Here is a 15,025-nt window from a genome sequence, read left to right as displayed (position 1 = left end):
CTGCGCACGCAGTCGCATTATTGAATTGATTATTGCGCGGCAAATATACCCCGAATAGTTTGACAAAAGCTAGTTGGCATGCAAAATTCAATAGATCATTCAATTTCCCACTCGCCGCGCGCAATGCGCCGCCCATTCCATTCATTCGAATCGCCAAGATGAACCAGCATCCCGCCGCCGCCCCGCTGCGCGATCTCGCGGGCGAAGTGCTCGGCCTGATCGACCTGAAGCAGATGTTCACCGACATCCACATCGAGCAGGACCGCCCCGTCACGATCAAGACGCCGCGCGGCTGGATCGAGACGAGCGACGAACCGGTGCTCCTCGACGACATGCGGCCGCTGCTCGACGCGATCGACGAGCATTGGGAGAACGCGCTGCGCCAGGGCACGCTCGATCGCCCGTTCGTCCTCACGCGCTGCCGGCTGCGCTGCCACGTGTATCGCGCGGGCGGCGGCCGCAAGATCGTGATCTCGATGCGCCGCCTGCCGCTCGCGCCGCTGCCGCTCGAGGAGCTCGGCCTGCCCGTGTACGTGCGCTCGATGCTCGACAACACGAAGGGCATCATCCTCGTCACCGGCCCGACGGGCTCGGGCAAGACGACGACGATCGCGTCGCTGCTCGAGCACGTCAACGCGACGCGCAACACGCATATCGTCACGATCGAGGAGCCGATCGAATACTATCTGGAGCGCCGCCAGTCGATCATCTCGCAGCGCGAAGTGCCGACCGACACGCCGAATTTTCCGCACGGGCTGCGCGAGGCGCTGCGGCAGAAGCCGGACGTCGTGATGGTGGGCGAGGTGCGCGACGCGCAGACGGCCGACACGCTGCTGCAGGCGGGCGAATCCGGGCACCTCGTGCTCGCGACGATGCACACGGGCAGCGCGGTCAGCGCGCTCAACAAGCTGCTGTCGTTCTTTCCGGCAGGCGAGCGCGACCGGCACGCGGTCGCGCTCGCCGAATCGCTGATCGGCATCGTCTGCCAGAGCCTCGTGCCGAGCGCGGACGGCGAGAGTCTCGTGCTCGCGAGCGAGCTGCTGTTCAACAACAACAACCAGGTCGCCAAGCTGATCGCGGACCCGGCGAAGCTGCACCTCGTCAACGAATTCCTGCGGCGCCGGGAGGACAACATGTCGCGCTCGCTGAACGACGATCTCGCCTCGCTCGCGGCGCGCAACCGGATCACGACGAAAGACGCGTTACGGGCAACTTACAATCGGCTCGAACTGCATGAAATGATGCAGTCCATTGTTAATCGTTAGATGCATGCGCATCCGATCCGGCATTTTTATATGTCGATCTAAAATCGAAAAGAAATCATATAAACAAGCCCGATCCCGCGTTAATCGACTGGTCGCATTAATTTCAAAAGACGATTGCGGCGGCGAGCCCGAATCGTGCGCGATCGTCGCTTGATAATGTGCGGAATTTGCATCAATTGCCGAGCAGGCGCGTCTGACTCCTGAGGCCGAGGCCGTCCGGCAGCGACGAAAGCGGCGTGGGCGTGGGCGGGCGTGAAGACGGATGCGCCCGCGCCGACGGCTTCGTGGCGGCGAGCGCCGCCTTGGCTGTGGCTGTGGCTGTGGTTGCGGATGCAGGTGCGGGTGCGGCTTCGATTGCGGCTTCGGGTGCCGTTGCGCGTGCGGGTGCAGGTGCGCTCACGTGTGCCATGGCCGGCGCGTCTCGCGCCGATGCCGGCGCGCCCGACGACGCCGGCCGCGACACGAGCGCCGAATCCGTCGTCATCACGCGCGGCGTCACCAGCACGAGCCGCCGCGCGCCGCGCCCGGAGGCAAGCGGCAGCGCCACCGCCGCGCACTCCCCTGCCGCGAGCGTCACGCTCGACGTGGCTTCGCCCAGCGTTGCTTCGCCCGACGTCGTATCGACCGATGTCGCTTCGCCCGGCGACAGCGCGCCGGCCGAGCGGCCGCCGCCATCCTCGCGGCGCTCGACGATCCGCATGTCGAGCGCGTAGCGGCCCGCCTGAGCGGTTTCGCGCGGCGTGACGCGCATAGCGAAACCGCTTCTCCGAGAGTCGAGCGTTCGCACGTCGCCGTCATTCGACGGGACGAACGCCTGCCGCAGACGGCCGAAATCCGCGTTGCCGTCGGGAAGCGTCAATGTCGAGCCGTCGACGTCGATCGATGCCGCACCGCGCGCGGCGAGTTCGGCGACGCGTACACGCGCCTGCGCGCAGCCGTCCGTCGCGATCGCGATGCGCGGCGCGGATGCGCTGGCGGGTTTGGACGATCCGGGTGCGCCGGCGGCGTTGGACGCGCCGGATGCGGCCGGCGTCCCATTTACGGCGGCTGCGGCGGTTGCGCGAGACGCGCCGGATGTGCCGGATGTGCTGGATGTGCTGGATGTGCTGGATGTGCTGGATGTGCTGGACGTGCTGGACGTGCTGGATGTGCTGGATGTGCTGGACGTACTGGACGTACTGGACGTACTGGACATGCCGGACGTGCTAGACGTGCCGGACGCGCTGGACATGCCGAACATGCCGGTTACGGCGGATGCGCGACGCGAATCCGCCGCACCCGCCGCACCCGACGCCGCCGACGATTCCGCTCGCCCCGGCGAACGCGAAGCATCGCGCGCATCGCCCGCCGCGCGCGATGCCGCGGAGGCCCGCACGTCGTCGCGCCACCGCAACCCCAGCGCATCGAGCTGCGCGGGCGCGAGCGTCGCGCCGAACGCGTCGATCCGTATCGGCGCGGGCAGCGTGTCGAGCTGCGCGACGAGCCGCGCGTCGTGCGCGAGGCGCGCGGGCACGTCGCGGATCAACACGGTGTTCGAGCGCGCGTCCGCGCCGACGATCGGCAGCGACGCGGTGAATTCGCGCACGCCCGGCACCGCGCGCGGCGCCGCGCCCTCCGCTTCAAGCCGCCGGCGCAGCCGCGTCGCGAGCCCCGGCAGCGACGCGTCGCCCCCATCGTCCCCATCGCCAACGTCGACGCGCACGTCGCGATCGGCCGCCGCGCGCGCGCGCAGCCGGAACGCGCGCGTCTCGGTTCGCACGCGCGCCTGCGCGGCCACGTCGAGCGCACGCGCGGCGGCCAGCACGAGCGCGACGTAGCGCGGCGGGCCGGCGGCCCGCACGATCCGCGCCGCGTCGTCATAAGCGGGCCGCCAGCGCCCGTCGACGATCCGCTGCCGAGCGAGCGTCGCGCGCAGCTCGGCGGGCGTCGCGTAATTGAGCCGCACCGCCGCGCGCCCGAACGCATCGGGCGCGACGAGTTGCAGCACCGCGCCGTCGTAATACCACGCAAGCCCGCATGTGCGCGCGACCCAGTCGACGAAACGCTGCGCGGGCAGCGCGTCGCGCACGTCGAGCCGGCACGGCGTGCGCGCGTCGACGTCGATTGCGACACCCGAACGGCGGCTCAGCTCGCTCAACGCGTCGACGGCGCTCACCGCCCCGACGCGATAGTCGAAGCGCGCGAGCGGCCACGCGAGCGGCACCGCGCGCAGCGCCGGCGCATGGCCCGCGAGCGCGAGCGCCACGGCGGCAGCCGATGCGGCCGCGCGCCGCGTCACGATGCGCGATCCGTCGATTCCGCGTCCGCGCCCAGGTTGAGGCGATAGCCGGTCGCATACGCCGCGTGCACGGTCCAGCCGATGCCCGCCGCCTTCAGGCGGCTGCGCAGCCGGCTCACGTACATGTCGACCGAGCGGGTTTGCGCGCACGCGTCCGCGCCCCACACGAGCCGCAGCAGGTCCTGCCGCTGTACGACCGCGCCCGGATGCTCGGCCAGATGCCAGAGAATGTCGAATTCCTTCGCGCTGAACGCGTGCGACGCGCCGCCGTCGGACACCGTCAGCGTCGCGCGCGACAGCACGTAGCGGCCGAGCGGCATGCGAGCGCTATCGGCCGACAGCGCCGCGAAGCGCCGCAGCAGCGCGCGCACGCGCGCGAGCAGCGTCTGCTTTTCGAGCGGCTTGACGAGGAAGTCGTCCGCGCCGGCGTCAAGAATCTTGACGATGTCCTCTTCGTCCGAATGCACGGTCTGGAAGATCACCGGCACGATCGAGCGCGCGCGGCCGCGCACCCATGCGAGCAGCCGCTCGCCCGTCATCCCGGGAAGATCCCAGTCGAGAAGCAGCAGATCGGCCCAGCTGTCGCCGAGAAAGCGCCGCGCGGCGAGCCCGTCCTCGAACGCCTCGACGCGGTAGCCCTCGGCCTTGAGCCACGTGACGAGCAGCGTGCGCTGCACCGGATCGTCCTCGACGACGACGATCTGCTTGGGCTGCTGCACGGTGCGCTGCATGTTCGGTTCGGACATCGCGAAATTATGGGTCGTCAAGCGAAAAAACGAGAAAACGCGCGCCGCCGCTCAGCCGTCCGGCGCGACGCTCGCGCGCCAGCGCGCGATGCCCTCGGGCACGACGGGCGCCGCGCCGAGCGCCGGCGCGAGCGTCGGCAGGCGCATCACGAACGACGTGCCCGCGCCCCGATTCGATTCCGCGTGCAGCGTGCCCGCATGCGCGGCGACCACCTGCGCGGCGAGCTGCAGGCCGAGGCCGAAGCCCATCGAGCCGCGCTTCGCGAGCGGCGCGAAATCCGTCATCCGAGCGTCCGGCGCGAGGCCCGGCAGGCCGCCCGCCCAATCGCGGATCGTCACTTCCGCGTGCGCGTCGCGCACGTGCAGCCGGATCTCGACGCGCGCGCCCTGCCGCGACGCCTGCACCGCATTGTCGATCAGATTCTGCAGCGCGCGGGCAACAAATACGCGCGCGCCGCGCAACCACAGCGGCGCGGCGTCGTCGAGCCAGAGCTGCAACGCGACGCCGCGATAGACGGCCGCCACTTCGAGCTTCGGCACGAGCTCGCGCAGCATCCCGCGCAGATCGAAGCGCACGAAATGGCGTTGCCGCAAATCGTCCGCCGCCGACGCGACAAGATAGTCCTGACCGAGCAGCAGCGCATGCCGCGCGAGCTGCGCGATCCGTTCGAGGCCGCCGCACGCGGCGAACGCGTCGGGATCGGCGTCGTGCAGCTGGGTCAGCGCGAGGATCGAATTCTGCGGCGAACGCAGGTCGTGCGCGAGAAAACGCAGCGACGCGACGCGCTCGTCGAGCGCGCGGCGCAGCGGCGTGACGTCGGCGACCGTGACCGTCGCCGCGATCGCCGGATCGCGCTCGACCGGTTGCAGCGTGAGCCACAGGATCGCGTCGTCGGTCTCGAATTCGAGTCCTTGTTCGAGCGCCTCGAAGAGCGCGGCGGCGTCCGCGCCCGCCGCGTCGCCGAGCACCGCGCGCAGCGGCAATCCGGCGGGCAGCGCGCGGCCGAACAGCGCGCGCGCGCGCGCGGTGGCCGCGACGATCGCGCCGTCGCGGTCGAGCGCGAGCGTGCCCCACGCCTGCCGGTCCTGCATCATCTGGAAGATTCGGGCATCGGCCCCGTGCGGCGCGCTCAAGTTCGACTCCGGCGGACGTTCGGTTCCGCGTATGTTTGGACGGGCCGCGACGCGGCGGCGCGAGCGCGCAGTGTGTACCGATTCGAAAGCGCTTGTCCAGTGCCGCCGCGCCGCGTCGCCCGCGCGCTCAGAAGTCGGCCTTCTGCTTGAGGTCGCCCGCGCTCACCGTCACTTCGTCCGGCGTGAACTCCATGTTGCCGCCCGCGCCGCGCTTGCCCACATGCGCGTTCACGAACGGATTGCCGCCCGACTCGAGACGCTCCAGCTCCTTCGTCGCGCCGGCGTTCAGCTTCACATTGCCGTCCTTGTCGACGACGCCGACCGAATTATTGCTGCCGTTGTACAGGTTGCCCTGCGAGTCCATCTTCAGGTGCAACGCCTCGCCGCCCGCCTTCGTGTTCAGCTTCACGTCGCGCAGGTCCTCGCCGGGCTTGCCGCCCGCCGGTGGCGTCGCGTGGTTCGTCGGGCCGTTGTTGCCGGCCGGCGTGTCGTCGTTCGAATCGCCGCCGATGTTCGTGTCGTCGCCGCCGCCCGAATCGCCCTGCATCAGCAGTTCCTCGATTTCGTGGAGCAGTTCCTCGATCTTCCGATCGCGGCTGCTCGGCGAAGTCGACGAAGTGTGGAACTGCGACGGATGGAGAGTCTGCAACGAAATGCCGTTAACGCTCATGATCGTCTCGCTATGAATGTGAATCGACTGAGGGAAAGGGAAAAGAACGCGCGCGGCCTTGCTGCGCCCGCGGTTCGTCGACAAGCTTAGGCGGCGCGCCCTCATGCGCCGCGAAGCGGGCGAAGCGGCGTCGCGGCGGACGAAACGACGGGTTGCGCGCCACGCGCCGCCGCCGCGCGACACGGCGCGGTTCGCCGCGCGCGACGGCGCTTCGCGCGCACCGCCCGCTCGTTCGCGCGCAACGGCGATCATCGTCGCCGGGTCATCTCTACTCGACGCATCCCACCGACATGGCGATCAAACCGTGCAACAAGTCCGCGTTGCGCGCGCTGCTCTCGGCCTTCTCGGCCGGGCTGCGCGCGAACGCGCACGCGGACCTCGACGAACTGCTGCTTGCGCTGCGCGCGTTGCAGCCGCGGAACGCCGCGGTCGACCTGTGCGACGTGCGGCTGCGGATCAGCCGGCGCGACTGGATCGGCGCGCTGCACATCCTGCGCACGCTCGAGGAGCAGGAACGCGGCACGCCGCTGTGCTCGGCGTTGCAGAGCTGGTGCCTGTTCGCGCTGCGGGACGACGACTGGCGGCGCTATGCGCAGACCGTGCTGCTGTCGGGGGATCGGGCGTCGACGGCGCTCGTCGGGCGATTCCTGAAGGTGAACGAGCTCGCGGCGAGCGACCGCGGCGAACACGACGACGATGTCGCCGCGCGCGTCTCGCAGTTGCTGCGGCTCGATCGGTATCAATGGGCGCGGCACGTGCATGCGAGCGGGATGGGGTGACGGGCGGTTGGGTTCGTTGTTCGTTGTTCTACGTTTTTCGTTCTACGTCTCTCGTTTGCCGGTTTCGTCTTGCAGTTCGCGGTGTGCGTGTGTGCGGTTCGCGGTTCGCGACAGATTTCCCATACGCCGCAGCAAACGAGATCGCTCGAAATCGGCAACGCGCATCATGGCAAGCCTCGCGTCCGCGATCGACGCGCATCGCGCACTCGAATGCGATTTTCGCGAGTGCACGCGACGATCGCCGTCACGAATTCGTCGCTCGGCCGCGACTTCCGCGCCCATGATCGAACATGTCGAAACAAGCGGGTTCGCCCGAAATCCGCAACGCGCGTTAAGCCGAAGCAAACGTCGGTGATCGGCACGCGGCGCAAACATCCGCGCAAATGCGGATTTCGCGGATTTCGCGGATGTCGCGGAAAGCACGGAAAGCACGGAAAGCACGCATAGCGCAGGAAGACATCGCATCCGGCTTCGCACGACGCCCGCGCAAACGAAGCCCGGCCGCGGCATGCGTGACACGGCCCGGCCCGTCGAGGGCGGCGCGCGCGCCGCGAACGCGTTGCGCGCGCGGCATCGCCAGCGGCGCCGCACCGGCCGTCGCGCCAGACTTCCCGCACGGAGAAACGGCCGATGGACGCCACACGACCAGCGCCCCGGCCCCATCGGCCTCGCTCGCTGCGCAGGCCCGCCCCATGCACGACGATCGGCCGGCGCGACGCGGCGAGCGCCGCCGCCCGCCGCGCGACTTCACCGATCGATCGTCTGCGACGGCGCCTCGTCGAACATCCGCCGATAGCCGTTCACGAGCGTCGACCGATGCCGGATGCCCCAGCGGCTTGCGATCTCGAGCACGCTCGCGGCGCGCGGCGCGTCGGACAGCAGCTCGCCGCGAATCCGCTCCATCCGCTGCCGCCTGATCAGCTCGCTCGGCGACAGCCCGAGATACGTCTTGAACGCCGCCTGCAATGCGCGCTCGGTCACGTCGATGTGCGCGGCGATCTCCCGCACCGACAGGTCGCGCTGGTCGAGCCGCTCCATCAGATAGCGATACGCGCGCCGGTACTTGCCGGGCAGCCGCGCGCTGACGTCGTCGCTCGGTGCGGCCGCGTGCGTGCCGCAGCGTGCGATCGCGAGCGCCGGGGCGAGCGCCGCGCCGTCGGAGCGCACGTGCCGAACGGACGCGAGCGCATAGCGCGCGTACAGCGACGACGATTCGCGAATCCGCCCCTGCTGCTCGCGCACCTTCGCCGCGCAGTACAGATAATCGAGCGTCCAGCGCACGTGCGACCCGCAGCGCCCGGCCGCGTCGCGATACGGCGCGATCATCGCGTCGGCGACGTTCGGCGCGTGGCCGGCGAGCGCGGCGAGCGCGACTTCGAGGCGCACGCTGCGCTGATAGTCGGCGAGGCCCGCCTTCGCGCACCAGCTCACGTGCGCGTCGATGCGCGCGAGCGCCGCGTGGTCGCCGGCCGCGAGCGCGCGCGCCTGCCGCATGTAGTCGACGCGCCTCCGCAGCAGCGGCGGCGCGGCGTCGGCTGCCGCCGACGCGCCCGCCTGCGCGAACGCGGACGGCGGCAGATCGGCGAGCGTCGAGCGCCAGTAGACGTGATCGCCGAGCGCGTCGGCGCGGCCGATCTGGTATTGCAGCAACAAATCCGCGCGCAGCGCGCCCGCGAGCTGAAGCCAGCGCGGATCGGCGTCGCGGGCGGCCGCGTCGAGCACGTCGAGCGTCGCCATCGCGTCCTCGGCGCGGCCGAGATGATGCATGACGACGCACGTGCCGACGAGGCTCTCGAGCTTCTGCTCGACGCTCGCCGCGCGATCGTCCGCGATCCGCTGGAAGCCCGCCTGCGCGATGCCGAAGCGGTTCTGGAAAAACGCCTGCCAGCTCGCGTTGCGGCAGGTCATCACGCGCGTCTGGTCGCGCGATTCGCGCAGCAGCTTCTGCGCGCGGCGGAACGTGTCCTCGGCTTCCTCGAAGCGGCCGAGCACGAGCTGGATGTCCGCATACGCGTGGACGTCGCGCACGTCGACGGCGAGGCCGCCCGGCTCGGCGTCGCAGCGCGCGGCGACGAACGCGGCCGCTTCGGCGAAGCGGCCGTCGAGCACGCGCGCGGCATACGCGCCGTTGGACGAAGGATTGGCGAGCGCGGCGGCGGCGGCGAAATGGAGTGTGGAAAACATGGCGGGTCCTCCCGGCAGGCGGTTTCGAATACGAAGATGTCAGGCTCGATCCGCGCGCCGCGCCGCCGCTCGTCGCGGGGCGCAGCGCGTGGATGCGTGCCGCTATCGTCTCGTCCGGGCCGAATCCGCGCAGCAGTTTGTGACGTTCCGTTACGATTGCCCGGATTGCCGGATTGCCGGATTGCCGGATTGCCGGATTGCCGGATTGCCCGGATCGCCGGGATCGTCGGGATCGTCGGGATCGTCGGGATCGTCGGGATCGTCGGGATCGCCGGGAACGCCGGGGTCGTCGGAATTGCCGGAATAGCTGCGATTACCGCGCTTGCCGCCCGGCGCCGCGCCCCGCTACACCCGCAGCCAGAAATATTCGCCGGACGCGATCCCGCCGAACATCTCGTCGCCCGACTCGATGATGTTCTGCCGCCAGTAGCGGCCGTGCTCCGCGTAGTGCGCGAACAGATCGGCAAGCGTCTCGCCCGTCACGTCCGGCGTGAGCGGCAGCCGCATCAGCAGCACGATGCTGCCCGTGTCCGCGTCGATTCCGAGCTGCGCCTGGTCCTGCGCATAGATCAGCAGGTTCGCCTCGAGCAGCAGCCGGTACACCGCGAGCGTGCGCCCCGCGCTGACGATCCCGTAATGAAAGTTCACGTACATCGATTCCGGATCGTCTTCGAAATATTCGAGCCGCACGTCGAAACCCTCGACTTCGATCGAGCGCGTTTCGAGCACATGGTCGACATCCGGCAAATCGACGATCGCGCAAACCTCGGCGATGATTCCCTCGTAGTGTTCCTGGCTCATGGCTGCTCCATTCCGGCATCCGGCACGCCGCAAAAAAACAGCCGGCGCACGCAGCGCCGGCTGTCCAACACGCGTCGTGCGGCGGCGAACTTACTGAATCTTCTCCGCGCCTTTTTGAATCAGGCCCACGGCGGCCTTCTTCACCTCCATCTCCGATTGCGCGATCGTCATCTTCATTTGGTTCTCGGCCATCTTGTTCATCGCCGCAATGCCCGCATCGGTGCTGTTGCCTGCACTAAACAGGGCTCCGCCCGCTTGCAACGCCGTATTAATGATGCTCATGGTCAACACTCCATAGATAGTGCGTGCGTACACGCATCGACAGAAATCCGGCGCAGCCGATCCTTATTGCACATCGCTCGGCCCGCCGCTTTTTTGCCGCGCAGCGTGAGGCGGCGCCGGACGCGGCTCGCGCCGCACCGCTTGCCGCCGCACGCCGCGCGGCGAAACCGTGGCCGCTACGCGGCCGTCGCGTTCGCCTCGTGCAGCGTCGCGACGATCCGCTGCGCCGCGAGCAAGCCGCGATAGATCTTCTGCATCGCATCGCGATCGAACTCGCTCGCGGCTTGCGCGGTGGCCGCGCTCACGCGCTCGGCCGTCTCGCCGAGCGCCCGGCGCAGCGCGCCGATGCGCGCGGCCGCGTCGGGCGCGGCGAGCGCCTGCTCGAGCGGTCCGCAATCGTCCGCTGCCCGTTCCAATGCTTCGTACATGCCGCTTCTCCCGTTGGTTGAGGCCTGTCAGTTGAGGTTCGGCGCGCCGTCGGCCGGCGCGCCCGCAAACACGTGCTTCACGCCGTCCGGCGTCTCGATGTAGCGCACGTCGCCGATCTCGAGCATCCCCGAGTACGCGACGGGCACGGGCGCGTCGCCCGACTGCCGCGCGTCGATTTCGATCGCGCGCACGTTCGGCCCGACGTCCGCGCGCACCCGGTCGACCGCCGCGCGCAGTTGCGCGACGTTCGGCACGACGCCCGACACGAGAAAGCGCCCCTGCCCCGCGTAGGCGACCGTCGCGCCCGGCACGCCGAGCGATTCGCCGATGCTCTGCGCATCGTCCTGCGCGACGTCGTACCGGCGCTCGACGCGATGCACGGCGAGCCGGTCGAGCAGCTTGCGTGCGGCAAGGTCGTCGGCGGGCGTCGCGACCATCCCGCTGACGGCGACCATCGCGCCGCGCGGCGCCGCGTGCAGCTCCGTGTAGCCCGCGCGCCCGAGCTCACCGCCGATGCGCGTCGCGAGCGCATCCGCCGTCTCGACCGCGGGCGGCGCGCCCGGATGCGCGCTCGCGAGCATCGCGCCCATCGCGAGAAGGCCGGCGACGAGCGCGCCGCCCGCCGCCGCGCACGCCGCGAGCTTGCGCTGCGCGCCGCGCCTTGCCGCGTCGGCGCCGGGCGGCGGCGCCCACAATGTCGCGAGCAGGTCGAGATCGCTCGGCCACTCGCCGCCCGCGGGCCCAACGCAGAGCGCCGTCTCGCCGAACGGCACCGGCACGAAGTCGAGCATCAGGAGCGGCGAGCCGTCGGCGTCGAACGGATCGGCGGCCGTCTCCGGCGGCGCGCTCGCCGCCCGCCGCGCGCGCGTTGCGCCGCGCGCGTCGATCGACAGCAACAGATCGCCGTCGCGCCAGTCGGTGATGCGAATCTCCGCGTCCTCGCCCGCGCCGATCCGGTGCTCGCCGGCGTCGAGCGCGATTTCCGCGCCGGCGTGCAAACCGGTCAAGATCCGCAGCAGCTTCATCGGTTGCTCCTTGTCCTTGCATCGTGCGTTTCATTGGCATCGATCGAATCGATCGCGATCCGTGCGTCGCTTCGATCGCGCCGCGTCGTTCGTCGATGTAGCCAGAATAGTTCGATGCGGTGCCGCGGTTCGTGCGTCGCGCGAATTCGCCGCCGCGTTTGCGAAGCGCCGCCCGCGCCGCGACGCTCACGATCGCGGCCGCGGCGCGCCACGCTGTGCGGCCCGCTGTGTCGCCCGCTGTGCAACCCGCTCAATCGCGGATACGCCGCCGCGCAGCGTCTGCACACTCGCGATCGCGCGAGCGAGCTGCGCATTCGTCGACGGCCGCTCCGCGTTGAACACCATCAGCGGCAGCAGCAGGTAGTGCGTGCTCGCGCGGTCGCCGCGCTCGGCCGCCGCATCGCGCGGCGCGGCGCGCACGCTTCGCGTCGCGTCGAGCAGCAGCTGCTTCACCCCGCTCCAGCCGATCGGCGTCCACGGCCCGGTGCGCAGGCGGGCGGCGAGCAGGTCCGCGCTGTGACTCAGCAGCGCCGCCGTGATGCGCGCGCCCGGCTCCGCGTCGACACACCGGCCGAGCTGAAGCAACGTATCGGCCCACAGATGCCGCAGCGCCTGCTCGCGCTCGGCGGCACCTGCCGGCGTGCGCGCGAGGTTGGCGAGTGCACGCTGCGCGGGCGCGAGCCCCGGCCGCGTGCGCGCCGCGCGCACGCGCGGCAGCGCAAGGACGCTCGCCGATTCGCCGTCGCGCTCCTCCTGCTCGCGCTGCTGCCCTCCGCCGCCCCGGCCGCCCGACTGCCGGTCGCGCTCGTCATGCGGCGCGACGTGCGCATGCGGCACCGACGATTCGTCGCCGCCGTCGAACGCTTCAGACCGGCTATCGGCGCGGCGACGCCCGCGCGAACCCGCCGCCGCCGCCCGCGCGCGCGGCTTCAGCTTCGCGAGCATCTGGCTGCGCGCGGCGATCACGCTCGCCTGATAGCCGTTCGAATACGTAAAGCGCGTGCCGTACTTGCCGTAGGTCGTCGCGACGCGCGCGCGCGCCGGCCGGCGCCGCCTCGGATCGGGCTTCGCCGCGTGGAGTGCTTGCGCGATCGCGCGCGTGATGCGGCTCATGACGGCACCGCCGCGGACAAGAGCTGCTGCGCGAAATGCAGGATCTCGGCGGCCGCCCACGGCCCGGCGATCGCAACCGTCACCGTCACCGCGACGAGCTTCACGCCGTACGAGATGCTCTGCTCCTGCAGCGACGTGATCGCCTGCAGGAACGAGATCGCGAGGCCGGATGCGGCCGCGACGAGCACGACGGGCAGCGAGATGTAGAGACACAGCATCATGCCTTGCGACGTGAGCCGGATCAGGTCGTCGATTTCCATCGGGCGAATCTCCTCGGAATCGGTAAGCGGTAAGCGGTAAGCGGTAAGCGGTACGCGGTAAGCGGTAAGCGTGAATCAGGAATAGGTCAGCACGAGGCCGTGCACGAGCGTCGACCAGCCGTCCATCACGACGAACAGCATCAGCTTGAACGGGATCGCGACGTTGGTCGGCTGCACCTGGTTCATCCCCATCGACATCAGCACGTTCGCGATCACGAGATCGACGATGATGAACGCGATATACAGGATGAAGCCGATGCGAAACGCGTCGGTCATCTGTGCGAGCGTGAACGCGGGCGCGAGCACGATCAGATCGTCTGCGCGCAGTTGCGCGGCCGCGGCCTTCGGCCAGACCACCGACGCGGAGCGCAGGAAGAAGCGCTTCTCGCGCTCGCGCGAGTGCGCGGCGAGGAACTGGCGGAACGGCTCCTTCGCCGCGCCGAACGCCTGCAGCATCGCCTGCGTCGGCTGCGGCGACAGCGCCTGCCCCTGCAGCTGCTGCTGCGCGGCGAATCCGATCGGCGCCATGATGTACAGCGACACGAGGATCGCGATGCCGTTGAGCACCATGTTCGGCGGCACCTGCTGCACGCCGAGCGCGTTGCGCAACAGCCCGAGCACGACGACGACTTTCGCGTACGACGTGACCACCATCGCGATGAACGGCACCATGCTCATCACGAGCACGGCGATCAGGAGGCCGGTGATGTCGTTAAACTGAACCATCGTCGCCCGCCATCCGGTCGATCCGCACGCCGAGATGCGCGCCCACCGCGACGAGCCTGCCGCCGCCGATCGCCTGGCCGTACGCGACGAGCCGCACCGGCACGTCGCGCGCGGCGAGCGGCAGCTCGAGCACGTAGCCCGGGCGCAGCGCGGCCAGCTCGGCGATCGACAGCGACAGCGTGTCGATCTCGACGTGCACGGGCAGAGCGACGTCGCCGAGGGCGGCCGCCTCGGGCGCGGCGGGCGGCGCGTCTTCGCCCGGCGATGCGGGTGGCGAAGTGGGTGGCGCAGCGGTCAGCGAAGCGGTTGGTGAAGCGGCTGCTGAAGTGGCCGGAGAAACCGCCGGTAAAGCGGCTTGTGAATCGGCCGGAAAATCTGCCGGCGAATCCGCCGCCAAGTCGCCCGCGACGATCGGCTCGTCGAGATCGTCGGCGGTGTCGGGCGTTTCGGTCATCGTCATCGTGGTTCCCTCGATCAGAACGGTTGCGTGCCATTGCGTCGCGCCGCGCGCACCCCACCACGCGTGCAGCGGGCCCGAGCGCGCGCCGCCGAGCGCGGACGGCACCATGTCCAGCAGCACGTCGCCCGGCCGCAGGCTACGCAGCACCGCGAGCGGCAGCGCGCGCGAGCCGAGCCGCACACGGCCGGGCAGACGCACGCGCGCGAGCGCGCCCGTCGCCGCGCCGCGCGGCCGCTCGCGTGGCAGCCGCGCCGCGAGCGCGTCGAGCCACGGCGTCTGCGCATCGAGCAGCGCGCAGCGCATCGGCATGCCGTCGAGCGCGAACGTCAACACGCAGCGCGTCGCGTCGAGCGCCGCCGCAGGCGCGGCGCGCAGCCCGCCGATCGTCACGCCGGCGAGCCCCGCCGCCGCGAACGCGGCGACGAGCGGCGCGAGCAGCGTCGACGCGAGCGCGGTGCGCAGCGACAGGCTCGCGTCGTCGCCGCGCGCATCCAGCGCAGGCGCCGCGACGACGTCGAGCGCCGGAAACGCAGCGAGGTCGATCGCGACGCGCGCGCTCGCGCCGTTCAATCGCAGATCGAGCACGCCGGGGCGCTCGAAGCGCGGCCGCTCGTGCGTCGCCGCGCGCCAGTCGGACAACGTCGGAAAGCGCGCGAGCCACGCGGCGAGCCGCGCGTCGGCGATCAGGCGCGCGAGCGCCGCGTCGAACGCGCTGCACGCGGGCAGCGGCAGCGCGGCGTCGATGCCGGGCGGCGCGGCGGTGTCGGGTTCCAGTTCGATCGGCTCGGTATCCATCGTCGCGGATAGTCGGGTTTGCTTACGGGTTTGCTTACGGGTTCGCTTACGGGTTCGCTTACGGGTTCGCTTGCGGGT

14 protein-coding genes and 1 pseudogene are annotated in these 15,025 nt (G+C 70.3%); 2 read left to right on the top strand and 13 right to left on the bottom strand.

Annotated elements, in window-relative coordinates; genetic code table 11:
• Positions 1-158 precede the first annotated feature (158 nt).
• Positions 159-1,265, top strand: coding sequence for a type IV pilus twitching motility protein PilT (locus WS78_RS21850; RefSeq protein ID WP_038743733.1), 1,107 nt, complete (start codon positions 159-161; stop codon positions 1,263-1,265).
• 838 nt (positions 1,266-2,103) lie between these two features.
• Here WS78_RS21850 and WS78_RS21845 read toward each other — a convergent pair.
• From WS78_RS21845 to WS78_RS21830, 4 genes and pseudogenes are all read right to left on the bottom strand, one after another.
• Positions 2,104-3,543 (bottom strand): annotated as a pseudogene (locus WS78_RS21845) (secretion protein); the annotation flags it as partial.
• Positions 3,540-4,289: a response regulator transcription factor gene (locus tag WS78_RS21840; RefSeq protein ID WP_038743729.1), complete on the bottom strand. Its 750-nt coding sequence runs from the start codon at positions 4,287-4,289 to the stop codon at positions 3,540-3,542. The pseudogene WS78_RS21845 and the gene WS78_RS21840, both read right to left, overlap by 4 nt.
• Before the next feature lie 51 nt (positions 4,290-4,340).
• Positions 4,341-5,381: a sensor histidine kinase gene (locus tag WS78_RS21835; RefSeq protein WP_052144985.1), complete on the bottom strand. Its 1,041-nt coding sequence runs from the start codon at positions 5,379-5,381 to the stop codon at positions 4,341-4,343.
• A gap of 169 nt (positions 5,382-5,550) precedes the next feature.
• A complete protein-coding gene (locus tag WS78_RS21830) occupies positions 5,551-6,198 on the bottom strand; it encodes a hypothetical protein (protein ID WP_052144984.1) in 648 nt (215 codons plus the stop codon).
• A 185-nt stretch (positions 6,199-6,383) separates the two neighbouring features.
• On the opposite strand from WS78_RS21830, the gene WS78_RS21825 reads away from it, so the two are divergent.
• Positions 6,384-6,872, top strand: a complete 489-nt coding sequence (locus tag WS78_RS21825; protein WP_059576098.1) for an HrpB1 family type III secretion system apparatus protein — start codon at positions 6,384-6,386, stop codon at positions 6,870-6,872.
• Between the two features lie 747 nt (positions 6,873-7,619).
• On the opposite strand, the gene WS78_RS21815 is transcribed toward WS78_RS21825, so the two are convergent.
• The 9 genes from WS78_RS21815 to sctQ form a co-directional block, all read right to left on the bottom strand.
• On the bottom strand, positions 7,620-9,056 hold the full coding sequence (locus tag WS78_RS21815; protein WP_059576104.1) for a helix-turn-helix transcriptional regulator: 1,437 nt from the start codon (positions 9,054-9,056) through the stop codon (positions 7,620-7,622).
• Positions 9,057-9,401: 345 nt separating this feature from the next.
• On the bottom strand, positions 9,402-9,857 hold the full coding sequence (locus tag WS78_RS21810; protein WP_059576107.1) for a CesT family type III secretion system chaperone: 456 nt from the start codon (positions 9,855-9,857) through the stop codon (positions 9,402-9,404).
• Between the two features lie 90 nt (positions 9,858-9,947).
• Positions 9,948-10,139 (bottom strand): hypothetical protein, encoded by a 192-nt coding sequence (locus tag WS78_RS21805; protein ID WP_038743714.1) that lies wholly within the window; start codon positions 10,137-10,139, stop codon positions 9,948-9,950.
• Positions 10,140-10,315: 176 nt separating this feature from the next.
• Positions 10,316-10,567, bottom strand: a complete 252-nt coding sequence (locus tag WS78_RS21800) for a hypothetical protein (RefSeq protein WP_038743712.1) — start codon at positions 10,565-10,567, stop codon at positions 10,316-10,318.
• 27 nt (positions 10,568-10,594) lie between these two features.
• Positions 10,595-11,593, bottom strand: a complete 999-nt coding sequence (gene hrpD5 / locus WS78_RS21795; RefSeq protein ID WP_038743710.1) for an HrpD5 family protein — start codon at positions 11,591-11,593, stop codon at positions 10,595-10,597.
• 186 nt (positions 11,594-11,779) lie between these two features.
• On the bottom strand, positions 11,780-12,706 hold the full coding sequence (locus WS78_RS21785) for a hypothetical protein (RefSeq protein WP_059576110.1): 927 nt from the start codon (positions 12,704-12,706) through the stop codon (positions 11,780-11,782).
• Positions 12,703-12,966 carry a type III secretion system export apparatus subunit SctS gene (gene sctS / locus WS78_RS21780; RefSeq protein ID WP_038743708.1) on the bottom strand — a complete coding sequence of 88 codons (264 nt, stop codon included), beginning with the start codon at positions 12,964-12,966 and terminating at the stop codon, positions 12,703-12,705. The genes WS78_RS21785 and sctS overlap by 4 nt, the downstream gene beginning before the upstream one ends.
• Before the next feature lie 75 nt (positions 12,967-13,041).
• Complete coding sequence (sctR, locus tag WS78_RS21775; RefSeq protein ID WP_038743706.1) at positions 13,042-13,692, bottom strand: type III secretion system export apparatus subunit SctR; 651 nt, start codon at positions 13,690-13,692, stop codon at positions 13,042-13,044.
• Positions 13,679-14,947: a type III secretion system cytoplasmic ring protein SctQ gene (gene sctQ, locus WS78_RS21770; protein ID WP_059576113.1), complete on the bottom strand. Its 1,269-nt coding sequence runs from the start codon at positions 14,945-14,947 to the stop codon at positions 13,679-13,681. The genes sctR and sctQ overlap by 14 nt, the downstream gene beginning before the upstream one ends.
• Positions 14,948-15,025: the final 78 nt, after the last annotated feature.

Origin of the sequence: Burkholderia savannae, from assembly GCF_001524445.2 — a bacterium.
Classification (GTDB): Bacteria; Pseudomonadota; Gammaproteobacteria; order Burkholderiales; family Burkholderiaceae; genus Burkholderia; species Burkholderia savannae.
The sequence above is the reverse complement of the archived record's forward strand: the minus strand, read 5'-3'. Positions and strand labels throughout refer to the sequence as shown.